The organism is Paenactinomyces guangxiensis (assembly GCF_016055185.1).
Classification (GTDB): domain Bacteria; phylum Bacillota; class Bacilli; order Thermoactinomycetales; family Thermoactinomycetaceae; genus Paenactinomyces; species Paenactinomyces guangxiensis.
This window is the reverse complement of record NZ_JAECVR010000008.1, coordinates 44628-59700: the sequence shown is the minus strand read 5'-3', so window position 1 is coordinate 59700 and position 15073 is coordinate 44628. Positions and strand designations below refer to the sequence as shown.

General features: G+C 46.2%; 13 protein-coding genes. 8 read left to right on the top strand and 5 right to left on the bottom strand.

Annotated elements, in window-relative coordinates:
• Positions 1 to 16 precede the first annotated feature (16 nt).
• The gene (eat, locus tag I8U27_RS09445) at positions 17 to 1381 is read left to right on the top strand and encodes an ethanolamine permease (RefSeq protein WP_181751829.1); all 1365 of its coding nucleotides are present in this window, start codon (positions 17 to 19) and stop codon (positions 1379 to 1381) included.
• 40 nt (positions 1382 to 1421) lie between these two features.
• Here the strand turns inward: eat and I8U27_RS09440 are convergent, their stop codons facing one another.
• A complete protein-coding gene (locus I8U27_RS09440) occupies positions 1422 to 1655 on the bottom strand; it encodes a hypothetical protein (RefSeq protein WP_181751830.1) in 234 nt (77 codons plus the stop codon).
• A 250-nt stretch (positions 1656 to 1905) separates the two neighbouring features.
• Here I8U27_RS09440 and I8U27_RS09435 point away from each other — a divergent pair, with 250 nt between their 5' ends.
• Positions 1906 to 3132 (top strand): MFS transporter, encoded by a 1227-nt coding sequence (locus tag I8U27_RS09435; RefSeq protein WP_309506127.1) that lies wholly within the window; start codon positions 1906 to 1908, stop codon positions 3130 to 3132.
• 141 nt (positions 3133 to 3273) lie between these two features.
• Here the strand turns inward: I8U27_RS09435 and I8U27_RS09430 are convergent, their stop codons facing one another.
• Complete coding sequence (locus I8U27_RS09430) at positions 3274 to 4656, bottom strand: RsmB/NOP family class I SAM-dependent RNA methyltransferase (RefSeq protein ID WP_181751832.1); 1383 nt, start codon at positions 4654 to 4656, stop codon at positions 3274 to 3276.
• Entirely contained in the window at positions 4653 to 5936 is a 1284-nt protein-coding gene (locus I8U27_RS09425) for a BaiN/RdsA family NAD(P)/FAD-dependent oxidoreductase (protein WP_181751833.1), read from the bottom strand. The genes I8U27_RS09430 and I8U27_RS09425 overlap by 4 nt, the downstream gene beginning before the upstream one ends.
• 159 nt (positions 5937 to 6095) lie before the next feature.
• Between I8U27_RS09425 and I8U27_RS09420 the strand changes: the two genes are divergently transcribed.
• The 6 genes from I8U27_RS09420 to trxA all read left to right on the top strand — a co-directional run bounded on the left by I8U27_RS09420 (position 6096) and on the right by trxA (position 12670).
• Positions 6096 to 7583 (top strand): spore germination protein, encoded by a 1488-nt coding sequence (locus I8U27_RS09420; RefSeq protein WP_181751884.1) that lies wholly within the window; start codon positions 6096 to 6098, stop codon positions 7581 to 7583.
• A 232-nt stretch (positions 7584 to 7815) separates the two neighbouring features.
• On the top strand, positions 7816 to 9513 hold the full coding sequence (locus tag I8U27_RS09415; RefSeq protein ID WP_181751834.1) for a long-chain-fatty-acid--CoA ligase: 1698 nt from the start codon (positions 7816 to 7818) through the stop codon (positions 9511 to 9513).
• Positions 9514 to 9744: 231 nt separating this feature from the next.
• Positions 9745 to 10329: a TetR/AcrR family transcriptional regulator gene (locus I8U27_RS09410; RefSeq protein WP_181751835.1), complete on the top strand. Its 585-nt coding sequence runs from the start codon at positions 9745 to 9747 to the stop codon at positions 10327 to 10329.
• Between the two features lie 38 nt (positions 10330 to 10367).
• Positions 10368 to 11147, top strand: coding sequence for an electron transfer flavoprotein subunit beta/FixA family protein (locus I8U27_RS09405; RefSeq protein WP_181751836.1), 780 nt, complete (start codon positions 10368 to 10370; stop codon positions 11145 to 11147).
• Between the two features lie 21 nt (positions 11148 to 11168).
• Positions 11169 to 12152: an electron transfer flavoprotein subunit alpha/FixB family protein gene (locus I8U27_RS09400; RefSeq protein ID WP_181751837.1), complete on the top strand. Its 984-nt coding sequence runs from the start codon at positions 11169 to 11171 to the stop codon at positions 12150 to 12152.
• Between the two features lie 194 nt (positions 12153 to 12346).
• Positions 12347 to 12670 carry a thioredoxin gene (gene trxA, locus I8U27_RS09395; RefSeq protein WP_181751838.1) on the top strand — a complete coding sequence of 108 codons (324 nt, stop codon included), beginning with the start codon at positions 12347 to 12349 and terminating at the stop codon, positions 12668 to 12670.
• An 82-nt stretch (positions 12671 to 12752) separates the two neighbouring features.
• On the opposite strand, the gene I8U27_RS09390 is transcribed toward trxA, so the two are convergent.
• Both I8U27_RS09390 and I8U27_RS09385 read right to left on the bottom strand, forming a co-directional pair.
• Positions 12753 to 13775 (bottom strand): hypothetical protein, encoded by a 1023-nt coding sequence (locus I8U27_RS09390; protein ID WP_181751839.1) that lies wholly within the window; start codon positions 13773 to 13775, stop codon positions 12753 to 12755.
• A 192-nt stretch (positions 13776 to 13967) separates the two neighbouring features.
• The gene (locus tag I8U27_RS09385; RefSeq protein ID WP_181751840.1) at positions 13968 to 15071 is read right to left on the bottom strand and encodes a hypothetical protein; all 1104 of its coding nucleotides are present in this window, start codon (positions 15069 to 15071) and stop codon (positions 13968 to 13970) included.
• Positions 15072 to 15073 lie beyond the last annotated feature (2 nt).

Below are 15073 nucleotides of genomic sequence, written 5' to 3'. Positions count from 1 at the left end.
CAAGAGGTGAAAACCTGTGACTGACAAAGATCTGAAAAAAGCATTAAAGCCGATTCACCTTTGGGCGATTACAGTGGGAATGGTGATATCAGGTCAGTATTTTGGCTGGAACTACGGTTTTGAACAGGGAGGAACGATCGGGTTAGCCATTGCCGCTTTGCTCATCACTGTGTTTTACACCACATTTATTTTCAGTTACTCGGAACTCTCCACCTCCATCCCCCATGCAGGGGGACCATCTGCGTATGCGAGGCGGGCGATGGGACCGTTCATGGGATATCTGACGGGGATTGCCGTCCTGTTTGAATTTGTTTTTGCGCCCCCGGCCATTGCAGTGGCCACAGGTGCATATATTCATTTTCTGATTCCCGCAGTTCCTGCTATTTATGCGACTGTGACGGTCTTCATTCTGTTTATATTTGTGAATTTGATCGGTATTAAAGGAGCAGCCCTGGTTGAAATGATCGCCACCCTATTGGCCTTGATCGGTTTGGCGATCTATGTGGGGGCGGGGGCTCCCCATGTGGAATGGGAAAATATTGTGCAGCAACAATCCTTTGTAAGCGGCTGGTCGGGAGTTTTTGCAGCAATTCCTTTTGCCATCTGGTTTTACCTGGCTGTAGAGGGGGGAGCGATGGCTGCCGAAGAAGTTGAAAATCCGAAAAGAGATATTCCCAAAGGATTTATTTCCGGGATTTTAACACTGGCTCTCTGTACAGTTGGGACCCTTTTCATCACGGCCGGTTTAGGCGGCGGAACCGGAAAACCGGCTGATTACCCTCTCCCTCAAGCCCTGGAAAATGTGTATGGGGAAGGGGCTCTGATCCCCTCAATCGTTGCGGTTATTGGTCTGGCTGGGTTAATTGCCAGTTTGCACGGAATTATTATCGGATATTCCCGCCAGACATTTGCTTTATCGCGGGCCGGTTATCTGCCGCAGTTTCTATCCCGCCTCAATCGCCGCAAAATTCCTCACTGGGGCTTGATCGTTCCGGGAAGCATTGGGGTTGTCTGTGCCGCTTCTGCCGAGTTTGCCAGTGCCTTAATCATCCTCTCCGTCTTCGGGGCGGTGCTCATGTATTGTCTCAGCATGGTCTCACTTTTTCTGTTGCGCAAGAAAGAGCCCGATCTGGAACGGCCGTTTAAAGTATATTATCCTGTGGTACCGGGAATTGCTTTTTTGCTCGGCCTGCTCTCGTTGTTCAGTGTTGTAAAATACAGTGTACTGACAGCCTCCTTGCCGCTGTTGGGGTGGAAAATTCCTTTAATTGCTGTGATCCTCGGTATCTACGGACTGGCGGTTCTTTATTATTTTGTGCGGGGAAGCAAGAAAATCCGCCCGATTGAGGAAGAGTTTTCAGCGATGAGAATGTTGGACTAAATGAAGAAACAATCTATTGAGCAAAAGATCGGATTTTTTATTATTTTGGTGAACTTCTGGGGCGAAAATTAATCTGAATTTCATGCTGGACCCTGGCAGATGCCGGCCGTACTTGTGGAACGGAGGCTATTGCCGGGTCCCCTTCTTCTTCGTCATCCTCTTCAAAAAAGTGGCTCATATACATCCATTCCGGCTGAATCATCCCCATGGCAATCGGTGTATAGGGTAAATATTTCGGCCAGGCTGGCTTTTTATCATCCGAATGATTGCTCATGGGATCCCCCCTTTGCTTAAGTTAGTAAAAGTATATGAACAGAATAGCCTGTTCTATGTTTTTTGCTTGCCAATAGCGAAAAAACAGTTTGAGTGAGTGTTTAGAATAAATATAAAGAATGAGAGATAAACAAACTCACAGACTAGCCCTGAAACGCTTCGGGTGAGTCTGTTTTTTGTGAAGATCATTACATATCAATTTGTATTGAAACTCTTTCGCGAGTCGAAATATAATAGAAAAGTAGTTTTAGATAGAAGAGGGATGGCGGATGTCGACAAAGATTTGGACAAAAGATTTTATCATGCTCTCATTGGCAAACTTTTTTTTGTTTGCCAGCTTTTTTATTTTATTATCTTCATTGCCGCTGTTTATGGTAGCAGAGCTTCATGCCAAAGAAAAGCAGGTGGGACTGATTATTGGCGTGTTTACAGTGGCATCAGTGATCATGCGGCCATACGCCGGGATGATGCTGGACCAATTAGGGCGCCGGAAAGTGGTCCTGTATTCCCTGGCTTTATTTGTTTTGGCATCAGCGGGGTATTTCCTCGTATCAACACTGGTTTTGCTGTTGTTGCTTCGCTTAATCCATGGAGGGGCATTTGGGATATCAACTACCGCTCTGGGAACTGTAGCTGTTGATCTTGTCCCGGCACAGCGACGGGGTGAAGGGCTCGGCTATTATGGAACCTTTAATATGTTGGCGATGGTTGCCGGGCCGGCTACGGGGTTATTGATTATTCAAAAATTGTCTTCCGGTTGGCTCTTTTTTATTTGTTTTGCTTTAGCTGTTACCGGCTTGTTATGCTCTATGTCGGTTCGTTACCCGCAGCAGGGAGCAAAAAGAGAAGTCGCTGGTCGATTTTCATTGTCTGATTGGAAAAAAATGATTGAACCGGCTGCATTTCCATATTCGATCCCTTTAGTGGGTCTTGCTGTCGTTTTTGGCGGAATTGTCTCCTTTATTTCCCTGTATGCCTCGGAACTTGGCGATCCCAACCTGGCCGGTGGATTTTACTTTGTTTATGCACTCGCGCTTGTCTCCTCCCGGATCATTTCCGGCAAAGTGTTTGATCAGAGGGGCTCTGATTTGGTTGTGTACCCGGGAATCCTTTGTTATGTCGCCGGTCTGATCTGTCTTGGACTGGCTCATCATTCTGGTTTGTTTTATCTGGCAGGTGCCCTGATCGGAATAGGATATGGCGGTATTCAGCCATGTTTGCAAGCGCTGGTGATTCAATGTGTACCCGCACAATGCCGTGGTGCTGCAACAGCTACCTTTTTTATCGCCATTGATGCAGGCATTGGTCTGGGTTCTTTTTTGTTAGGATTTGTCGTAAATTGGCTTGGGTACAGGGGAATGTTTCTTTCAACGATCCTGTTTGTGCTGGTTTCCTGTTTCCTCTACTGGAAAGCCCGCCGCAATGAGATGAGAGAATGCGGTGACCTCAGCCAAACCGCTAAAAAGTTTGGGATTTAATCATTCAGCAGGTATATACCGTCATTTGTTTCCCCTCATTGGTAAGTCAGTAAGATGTAAAAGAGAAAGAAAAAAGTGGATTCCAACTGCGTCATGCAGCAGGAATCCGCTTTTTATAATGAAAAATGATCATCGCATGTATCAGTATTTATCCCGGCGGAGCCACTTGGGATAATGATTTTTCAACAGTCCGCCGGAGCTTTTGCCCCAACCGAGAGGAAATTGGTCAACGGTAACCAATGTCCATCCCCCGGCCATATCAACAGGCAATGCTTCTCCTTGCAGATACAGCAACAGCTGTGGATCTTCCGGACTGAAGTTGATCGTCTGCTGAAGCCATTCCGCCCTGCTTGATAAGGCTAACGCATGGGAGGGGACAAAACGTCCTTTTTTCACCTGTCCCAGGTATCTTCCCGGTCTTTCAACTTTCAGCCCTTTGAGAGAGGGAAGTTTTTCCGGCACTTGATAGAGATGTTCGCCATATAGGGTCAGCGGCCCTTCAAATTGATGTTTGGCATAAGTCTGTTTTGTAAATTGCCGCAGTTGCTTGACAGCTTCTGCATGAACCGGGGGGAACTTTCCCGGACGTTGTTTTGTTCCTTCTGCTGCTTCTCCTTTTTCAAGGACAGCGACAAAATGCCCTTCCCCGTGCAAATGGTGGGGCCAGAGCCGGGCCGCCTGTGTCAGCTTCTCCTGGGGAGCGTCCATCCAGTCGGGTCTTCCCGGCTGGTAATGAATCGCCTGGGGAACGGGAATCAGATGAAACTCCGGATGCTGTTTGAGAAAACGCCCGATCAGAGATTCATTTTCTGTGGGGTTAAATGTGCATGTAGAGTAAACAAGCCGCCCGCCGGGCCGCAGCATCGGAGCAGCGGACGTCAGAATTTCCAGTTGCAGATCCCCGCACTTCTCGACTGCCCGCAGACTCCAGCGCTCACAGGCATCATTATCTTTGCGAAACATTCCTTCTCCCGAACAGGGAGCATCGATAAGGATACGATCAAAAAATCCGGCAAAACGAGCAGTAAGGCGGATCGGATTTTCGTTCAGTACAACCGCATTGGTTACCCCGCATCGCTCCAGGTTTTCCACTAACGCTTTGATTCGTTTTCCATCAATTTCATTGGCAACCAAAAGCCCTTCTCCCCTCATCGCAGCGGCGATTTGTGTTGTTTTCCCGCCGGGGGCGGCACAGAGGTCCAATACTTTTTCACCCGGTTGCGGTTCCAGCGCTTCTGCGGGGGCCATGGCACTGGCATCCTGGATATAGTACAATCCTGCCGCATGGTAGACATGTTTGCCTGGACGGTCCAGGTCGTGCTCGTAATAAAAGGCTTCTTTGCACCAGGGGATAGGATTGAGATGAAAAGGAACCCGTTCTTTCAGCTCTTCAGGGGTGATCTTCAATGTATTGACACGCAATGCACGGGTAGGCGGCTGCTCATATGTACGAATGAATGCGGAATATTCGCTTCCAAGCAGCCGCTTCATCTGTTCCAAATAATCCGGGGGAAGCGGAATCATTTTGTTTCCTCCTTCAAGTCATGAACCTGTTCTGCTGCACTTTTGCCGGCGACATAACCGGTACAAGAAGCAGCAGTGATATTGTAGCCCCCAGTATAGCCATGGATGTCCAAAATTTCACCGCAAAAATAAAGGCCCCGCATTAGCTTGGATTGCATCGTTTTCGGCTCAATTTCTTTTATGTGTACGCCGCCCCCTGTGACAAAGGCTTTTTCCAGGGGCAGTGTGCCATTGACCCATACAGGCAACGCTTTGGCCCGCTTTCCTAACTCACGCACCTGTGCCACGGACATACGGGCGCAGGTAAGGTTGCCATCAAGCCCGGTCATATCGAGTAAAACAGGGACAACTCGCTCCGGGAAAACACTTTTAAGGGTATTGCGGACCGTTCTTTTAGGGCTCTCTTTGATTTTTCCCCATAATTCCTGTTCCAGCTGGTCTGGATGCCGGTCAGGAAAGAGATCGATCTCAATCAGTATGGTGGGGACGGCAAATTTTTTTAAGGTCTTGACGACAAACTGGCTGCATCGAAGAGCCGCCGGACCAGACAGGCCAAAGTGGGTAAAAATCATATCTCCGCGATGTTGCACCAGCTTTTTCCCTTTGGGGTTGTACACGGTTAAGGTGACATCCCGCAAAGACAGCCCCTGAAGTGTTTTGTTTTGGATCAAAGGTTCATTTGAAGTAAGGGGCACTTCTGTTGGAAAAAGTTCGGTGATGGTGTGGCCGGCTGCTTCCGCCCAGGCGTAACCGTCGCCGGTAGAGCCGGTGTGGGGAACTGATTTTCCACCCACGGCAACGATCACGGCCGGGGCATGAATGTTTGTTCCGTTTTGGCATTCTACTCCCGTCACTTTTCCGTCTTTGTACAGAACTTGTTTCACTGGTGTATGTACCCGAATCTCCGCGCCGACTGATTTTACTTTATGAATTAACGCTTGCACAACCGATTTGGCGCTGTTGGAAACGGGAAACATGCGCCCGTTATCTTCTTCTTTTAAGGCCACGCCCATTTGCTCAAAAAAACGGACAATGTCCTGATTATTGAAAACGGAAAACACACTGTATAAAAACCGGCCGTTCCCGGGGATATGCCTGATCAGCTCGTCCACTTCCTTGATATTGGTGACATTGCAACGGCCGCCGCCGGAAATAGCTAACTTGCGGCCCGGTTTATTTCCCTTGTCAAGGAGCAGAACGCGAGCCCCATGCATACCGGCGGAGGCACTGGCCATCAATCCGGCCGGGCCTCCTCCGATGACGATCACATCATATGACATCTTTTTTCTCCTTTGTTTCTTCATCTGCTTTATTTTTCCCTAACTTTCCCTATTGTAGGACAGCGCGGCCAGGATGAAAAGAGAAAAGGCGGTATGATCCGTTTGAATCCGACTCAGACTGGAAATAATGTGAAAATCTACTTGAGTACAGGTGATTTCATGAACCAGTCTGAAAACCAACCCACATGGAAAAACGAGCCATTAGATTCGTCTTTAAAGAAAAATGTAGAGTTGTTAAACCGGGTTCTGGGTGTCGGCGAGAGTTTTGATGTGATCTGCCGCCAACTCCATTATGCCGGAAAAGATTTCGCGCTCTATTTTGTTGACGGTTTTGTCAAGGATGACGTCTTGAACAGAATCATGGACCATCTTTCCGGACTGGAAAAGGGCAAGTTAGCGCTTCATCCCATTCGGCAGTTGTTAAAGACGGAAATTGCCTATATCGAAGTTGAGACGGTCGACCGGGTGGAAAAGATCGTTGATTCTGTCTTATCCGGTCCCGTTGTACTGCTGATTGACGGAGAAACGCAGGCTCTCAGTATTGATGCCCGCACGTATCCGGCCAGGAACCCAGATGAACCGGATACAGAAAGAGTGGTACGCGGTTCCCGTGACGGGTTTGTGGAGACGATTGTAATGAATACTGCCTTAACGAGGAGGCGTTTGCGCGATCCCAGTTTGCGCATGGAGTATCTGCAAGCGGGAAAAAGATCGAAAACAGATGTCTGTCTCGCTTATATCAAGGATATTGCTGATCCTGATCTGGTTCGGACATTGCGTGAAAAAATAAAAAAAGTAGATATCGACGGACTTCCGATGGCTGAAAAGAGTCTGGAGGAGTTTTTGTTCAAAAGGTATTGGAACCCTTATCCGATGGTCCGTTATACGGAACGACCTGACGTAGCGGCTGTTCATTTGCTTGAGGGTCATGTTCTCATTTATGTGGATACTTCGCCGAGTGTAATGATTACGCCTATCACTTTTTTTCACCATGTGCAACATGCGGAAGAATACCGGCAACAGCCGATTGTGGGGGCATTTTTACGGTGGACCCGGTTTATCGCTATGTTCTCGTCACTCTTTTTGTTGCCGCTCTGGTATCTGGCAGCGGCAGACCCGCAACTCCTTCCCAAATCCCTGCAGTTTTTCGGTCCGGAAACGAAGGCGCACCTTCCGTTATTTTTGCAAATACTTATCGCTGAAATAGGGGTGGAAATCCTGCGAATGGCCTCGATTCACACTCCCTCCCCTCTCGCGACGGCAATGGGCCTAATCGCAGCTATTTTGCTGGGAGAGACTGCGGTTAAAGTGGGTCTTTTCACTTCAGAGATTATTTTATATGTGGCGATCGCTGTGATCGGGACGTTTGCTACACCCAGTTATGAGATGGGATTGGCCAATAAAATTGTAAGACTAATCCTTCTTTTTGTCACTGCGGCGTTCCACCTTCCGGGGCTGATCATCGGAACCCTGTTTTGGATCGTTTATCTGGCGCGCATTCAAGTGCTGAACACCCCTTATCTGTGGCCGGTTATTCCCTTCAATGGGAAAGCCTTTTTGGATGTGCTGGTTCGATCCCCGATTCCCATTAAAACAAAGCGCCCGCGGATATTGTCCCCGGAAGATCCGGATCGCCGCGAATTGTGAAAGTACAAGCCCTTCTTTTCAGGAGGGGCTTATTTATTTAAGTGGACACATACCCGGAGACGGCAGGGGGGAATGATGTTATTAACTCGATAGGACATAAACAGGTTGAAAAAATAGGTGATTCAAAAACGGACAAAAATTAGATAAAATAGTCTAGAGTGATCATAAAATATTTTGCCAATTTTTACTCAAAAAATGAATGACTGCTCAGTCAAAAAAGGGAGGAGTTGGGATGTCAGTGACAGAAAAAATTTGGGTTCGTCATTATCCTCCGTCGATCCCGGAGACACTTGAGTATCCGGATGTCCCTTTAACACAATTCCTGTTAGATGCCGTCAAAGACTTTCCCGACCGCGATGCGATTCTTTTTTTGGGAAAACGGATGACTTTCAAAGAATTGCAGCTTGAGGTGTTCCGGTTTGCAAATGCCTTGAAAGATCTGGGGGTGCAAAAAGGAGAGCGCGTAGGGATTATGTTGCCAAACTGCCCTCAGTCTGTAATCGCTTACTACGCGATTCTGTTTGTCGGGGGGATTGTTGTGCAAATCAATCCCCTGTACATGGAAAGAGAATTGGAACATCAACTGGTCGATTCAGGTGCAGAGACGATCATAAGTTTGGATCTGGTTTATCAAAAAATAGCAAATGTGCAGGAGAATACCCGCTTAAAACGCATCATTGTCACCAGTATGAAAGATTATCTTCCGTTCCCGAAAAATTGGCTTTATTCCCTTAAAGAGATCATAGAAGGAACCAAACTCAAAATCCCCTATGGAGAAAAAGTTCGATCTTTTGTTCAACTCATTTCGAAAGCGCTTCCAACCCCCCTGGAGGCATCGTATGAATCCGGGGATGATATCGCTCTCCTCCAATATACAGGTGGAACAACCGGTCTTGCTAAAGGGACGATGCTGACCCATCGCAATTTAGTTGTTAATTGCTGCCAGGCAGCCGCCTGGATTTACAAAGCTAAACGCGGGCAAGATACCATTCTCGGCGCCCTTCCGTTCTTTCATGTTTATGGGATGACTGTTGTCATGAATTTTGCGATGCGTATGGCCGCCACAATGATCCTTATCCCTAAATTTGACCGCGATCTCGTCTTAAAAATGATTTCCACGCACCACCCGACTTTATTTCCGGGGGCACCAACGATGTATGTGGGTTTAATCAACCATCCGGAGATCCATCGGTATAACCTTTCATCCATCCAGGCTTGTCTCAGTGGTTCTGCACCGTTGCCCCTGGAGGTCCAGGAGAAGTTTGAAGAATTGACCGGGGGTCTTCTGGTTGAAGGTTACGGACTGACCGAAACTTCGCCTGTTACTCATGCCAATCTGATCTGGGATCGTGTCAAAAGCGGAACGATCGGTTTACCGTGGCCGGATACGGACTGCCGCATTGTGGATCCCGAAACTGGCGAGGTCCTCCCTGACGGCAGTGTGGGAGAGTTACAAATTAAGGGTCCACAGGTGATGAAAGGTTACTGGAACCGTCCTGAAGAAACGGAAAAAGTGTTGAAAGACGGCTGGTTCAGCACGGGTGATATTGTAAGAATGGATGAAGACGGTTATTTTTACATCATGGACCGCAAAAAAGATGTGATTATTGCCGGAGGGTTCAATATTTATCCCCGAGAAGTAGAAGAAGTCCTGTTTGAACACCCTGCCATTCAAGAAGCGGCCGTTGTGGGAGTGCCCGACCCTTACCGTGGAGAGACGGTTATGGCTTTTGTTGTTTTCAAACAGGGCAAGCAGGTAGCAAAAGAAGAATTGGAGAAATTTTGTCGTGAGAAGTTAGCCAGCTATAAAATTCCCCGCCTTTATGAATTTCGTGATGAGCTGCCGAAAACGGCCGTAGGCAAAATATTGCGACGTGTATTGCAGGAAGAGGCAAAAGAAACTCTTTCAGCATCAAAAGTGGAAACATAAACCGCATAGTCGATAACCGGGGTACCGCAGGGTATTCCGGTTTGTTTGTTCCTCAAAAATTTGCTAAACTATTCTTAGGAGAAGTAAAACTTTTTATAATCGTAAAAAAGCCGTCATGTTCCATTGGTTTCCTTTTTCTAAAATGATCAAAATACGTTGACAAGGGTTGTTACGCATACTAAACTATAATTGAATGAATAGTCATTCAGTTACGATGGAGAGGAACATGTTATGGCTAAACGGACTGGTGAAAAGTATGATGCGATTATAGACGCTGCGGTTCGGGTGATTGCCGAATACGGTTACCACAACGCACAGGTATCGAGGATTGCCCGTGAAGCCAGGGTGGCAGATGGTACCATTTATCTTTATTTTAAAAATAAAGATGATGTTCTGATCTCACTGTTTAGTGAAAAAATGGGTTCTTTTATCACGGAGATGGAAGAAAAACTTCGTGAGATCGAGTCACCGGCAGACCAATTGTATACATTAATCAGGCTTCATTTTGAAAAGCTGGAGGAAGACCGGCAACTGGCGACTGTCACACAAATTGAGTTGCGGCAATCCAATCCCGAAGTGCGCCGTGGTATCGGTGAAATTTTAAAGCGTTATCTGGATATTATTGACCGGATTATTGAATCCGGAATGGAGAAAGGGCTATTCCGCCCCAATCTGGATATCCGCGTATGCAGAAAAATGATTTTTGGCAGCCTGGATGAAATGGTGACTTCCTGGATTATGAATGACTACAAATACAGCCTGTTAGACCAGGTTGAGGAAATTCATCGCCTGTTTATCAGCGGGATGGGTAAGTAGCAAAGGCATCATCAGGATGACTGAAAGGGGAAAAGCACATGAATATCTTGGTTTGCTTAAAACAAACATTTGATACGGAAGAGCGAATCACGATTGAAAATGGTCAAATCAACGAAGAAGGCGCCGAGTTTGTGATCAATCCCTATGATGAGTATGCTGTTGAAGAGGCGATCAGGCTTAAAGAACAACACGGCGGAGAAGTTACTGTTATCACCATTGGTCCTGAGCGTGCGGAACAAGCCCTCCGGACTGCCATGGCAATGGGGGCGGACAAAGGAGTGATTGTTGACATTGAAGATCTGGATGACAGGGTAGATGAACATACGATTGCTCATGTTCTTGCTGCTGTGATCGAGGAAGAAGAATTGGAATACGATATCATTCTCTGCGGATATATGGCGGTAGATGACGGGTCTGCACAGGTGGGGCCGCGATTGGCTGAACTCTTAGAAATTGCCCATATTTCTACTATTACCAAATTGACTGTGGATGGTAACAACGTAACAGTTGAAAAAGATGTTGAAGGGGATGTGGAATACATTGACTCCAAACTGCCCATCCTCGTCACTGCACAACAAGGATTAAACGATCCGCGCTATCCCTCTCTGCCGGGTATTATGAAAGCAAAAAAGAAACCGCTTACTCGCCTGGAATTAGATGACTTGGATCTGGAGGAAGATAAAATCGCCGCGAAAACGGAAGTGATTGATATCTTCCTTCCGCCCAAAAAAGAAGAAGGAAAAATTTTACAAGGGGACCTGGCCGATCAAGCGAAAGAGTTAGTGCAATTGCTGCATTCTGAAGCGAAAGTGATCTAAACAGCGAGGAGGATCTATGTGATGAGCAAACATGTACTCGTTTTAGCAGATGTTCGGGATGGAAAGCTGCGGAATGTGAGTCTGGAATCGTTAGCGGCTGCACGGACAGTTGCCGAAGACGGTACGATTACTGCCGCCGTTTTCGGAAGTTCCGGCAAAGATCTGGCAGACACCCTGGCCCATCACGGTGCCGACAAAGTGGTTACCGTTTTAAACCAGGAGTTGGATCAATATACGACCGATGCCTATTTTCAGGCATTTAAAAAAGTGGTTGAACACGTGCAACCTGATGTGATCTTTACCGGCCATACCGCTGTGGGCAAAGATGTCAGCCCCCGCGTGGCAGCGAGGTTGGGAACAGGATTGGTTTCCGATTGTACCAATGTGGAACTGGCGGAAGGCAAAATCGTATTCACCCGCCCGATCTATGCCGGAAAAGCATTTGTGAAAAAAGTGGTGAAAGAAGGAACGGTCTTTGCTACCCTGCGCCCGAATAACATTTCCGCGGGTGAGCCTGACACCAGCCGGACAGCGGTGATTGAAGAGTTACAAGTTGATTTAACATCTGACTCCCTGCGCACTCTGGTAAAAAATATTGTCAAAAAGTCTACTGAAGGCGTGGACCTTTCTGAAGCCCGGATCATTGTTTCCGGTGGCCGCGGGGTGAAAAGTGCCGATGGTTTTAAACCTCTGCAAGAGTTGGCCGACGTACTGGGAGCCGCAGTGGGTGCTTCCCGTGGTGCTTGTGACTCCGGCTATTGTGACTACGCGCTGCAAATCGGGCAAACGGGTAAAGTAGTTACTCCGGACCTGTATATTGCTTGCGGTATTTCCGGTGCTATTCAACATCTGGCAGGCATGTCCAACTCCAAAGTGATTGTGGCGATCAATAAAGACCCTGAAGCACCGATCTTCCAGGTGGCAGATTACGGAATTGTGGGTGATCTGTTTGATGTTGTACCCATGTTAACCGAAGAGTTTAAAAAGTTGCTGGCAGATAAATAATCCGTCTCATCTCAAGGAGTTTCTTAAAAATGGAAAAAAGAGTACCCAGGCAGGTGCTCTTTTTCTATTTCGCGACTCGAAATACTTGGATAATAGCAGAGACAGTGGTATACTAACACTGTGAAACTGTTCACAGGAAAGAATTTCAATCGTATGTAGTTTTATGAACAGTTGAGAAGGAGGATTACTTTTTTATGGCTATGGTAGAAATCTCCGATCAAAATTTTGGCAGCGAAGTGGAAAGTGCAGATGCAGGTACTGTACTCGTTGATTTTTGGGCACCATGGTGCGGGCCTTGTAAAATGCTTGCTCCCATTTTGGAGGAAATAGACGCTGAGATTGGCGACAAACTGAAAATTGGAAAGTTGAACGTTGATAATAATCCAGAGTCTGCGGGCCGTTTTGGGGTGATGAGCATCCCGACCCTCATGGTTTTCAAAAATGGGGAAATGGTTGCCAAAATGACCGGTTTACAACCGAAAGAGCAATTGCTGGAATGGATTAAAGAGTATCTCTAAAAAGACAGGGGTGGTGACTTGTTCACCCCGCCTTTCCTATTTACCAGGAAAAAAAGCAGTGCTAAAAGTAAGCACTGCTTTTTTAAACGTTGAAATCGGGAGGCCGATGGTTTGTCTCTGCCTGGTTACCTCTCGCATTATAGGTAAAAGCGGGTTGAAAAGAATGACCATTCGGGAACGGATGTCCAGGCGAATCAGTTGGCGGGAAAAGACGATGACGCAATTTCCGCTTATAGTAGTTAATAAACACCAGGAAAGAAGCGCTCCATGTAAAAGGCAGCACAAACAGAAAGAAAATAGCACCAAGAAGAAAAGCGAACAGGATAAACACGATTCCTGGTTCGGAATTGGAAGTGAATACGTCAATCCCCCCAAAAAGAGCCAAAACAATAAATGAAAAAACTCCAAAGATCCCGCAAAACAGAATGCCAATTCCAATAAAAAGGAATCCGGAGAGAATCACATGGCCAAATGCTTTGAAGATCAGGGAAAACGACAAAGAGATCGACTTCCATATACCCGTTCTTTCTTTAATAATGAAAATCGGGCTGTACAGAAACATCATGACATAAATAAAGGTGAAAAGAAGGAAAATCAGAGTGAGCAATATACCGGAAACAGGGCTTTGTTCAAACCCACCCTGTTCAGAGAACTCGGCTGTAATCACCAGCACAACCAGGAGTGGTATTGACACAAGTAAATAGGCCAGTTGCAAACCGGTCAGCTTCCATAAATATCGAAAAGCGCCGTTTAAGTAGGTTCCGACAGAAGAGCGGTTTTCATACACCGCTTCAATGCTTGAAGTGTAAGTTCCCCCAAACATCATCGAATAAGGTAAGTAGGAGAAAATGATAGATATCAGATAAAAAATCACAAGACCGATGGCAAGACCAATCTCTGTACCAGTACCGGCATTTTCTAATGCCGCAAAAGGATCTTCTAAACTTCCCCCTCCGATGGCACTGACTCCGGCTGCTCCCAAAATGAGGATCATAATGATGAGATAAAAGAAAGCGAAACCTAACATGGAAACCGTTGTAGCAATAAAGCCACCCAGTAAATTGGCAAGGGTTAATTTAAAACCGTGGCGAAAGATATAATTCATCGTAACCTTCTCTAACCTCCAATAAAAAGATGTTTCAATATTTCCTTATGAAAGAATTGTTTTTTTAAACAAGTACTATCATAAAGGAAATGTTTTCTTTTGTCTACCAAAGTCGGGAAATGATTTCTATAAAGAAGACGCCTCTGTCGACAGAGACGTCTTCTTCCATCCTTGTGGAATATGAATCTCCCATTAGAATGACCAGTTGCCATTCTTTTTGTCATCAGGGTCTGGGGAGGGTTTATCATGACCATAAGGGGAATAATCATTTGTAGGTTGTCCTGTATTTCCTGCCTGTCCATCCACTTTAAAAGAAAAGGATGGAGAGCTGTCGTCATTCGGAGTGTTGTAGGAGAAGGAAGGCTGCCCTCCGTTCCCGTAAGGATTGATATAGCTCCTTAAATATTTATAATAACGGATTGTTATTAATAAGAGAGTAATTACCGTCAACAAAGGGGTAAAAACCCAACTGACAAATATACTGACAATATTGATTACCACTGAGAAGATTGCAAGAATCCCTTCTGCATCCGGTGAGCTGGCAGTAGCAAGCCCTAACATAAAGGCGAGTATAAAAACTACGATCATAAAGATGGTGATGGTGCCTGCATAGATTAGAAAGGTATAGAAGGCACTGCCAAATACCCGGCCAAATGCTTTACGTAACAAATAGAATGATTTGGTCATCGCTTGAGTTGCACCTGTGTTTTCGACAATGAGAATCACAGGTGCGTGGAAAAAAGCAATTGAAATCAGAATATATAAGATGAAAGAAATTAGAAGGAGCAGTAATCCTATAATGATGCCGACAACTTCTTCAGTGATAAACAGAGGGATGGAAATGCCTCCGATGATGCTTGGCACCAGGTATGCAGCGAACCATAACAGCATCAATACAAACATTTTTCCGGTATATTTAAATCCTCTGGTAAAGTATGTACCGATGTCAGAGCGATTCTGCTCGGCTGCTTCCACTGTTACACTAATTGCACCGGCATATTGAAAGGCACTTGTAAGAGCGATGACAATCATAAAAAGCAAAAAAAAGAACAGAGTGGGAAGCAACACTCCAGGGGATGTCAACATCTCCAGGAAATACATACCCGCTTCCGTATCAGACATGGTTTCGCTTATTCCGTCAATAGAACTGCCTGCAACTGCTGCCACGATAACGAGGTAAATCGCTATCAATATTAAGGCCAGAATGTACGTTACTGTCGATGTGGCTAAGTATCCCAGCAGATTGCTCACCCACAACTTCAGCCCATGCCTTTTCAGAATTCCAAAATAACTCAACG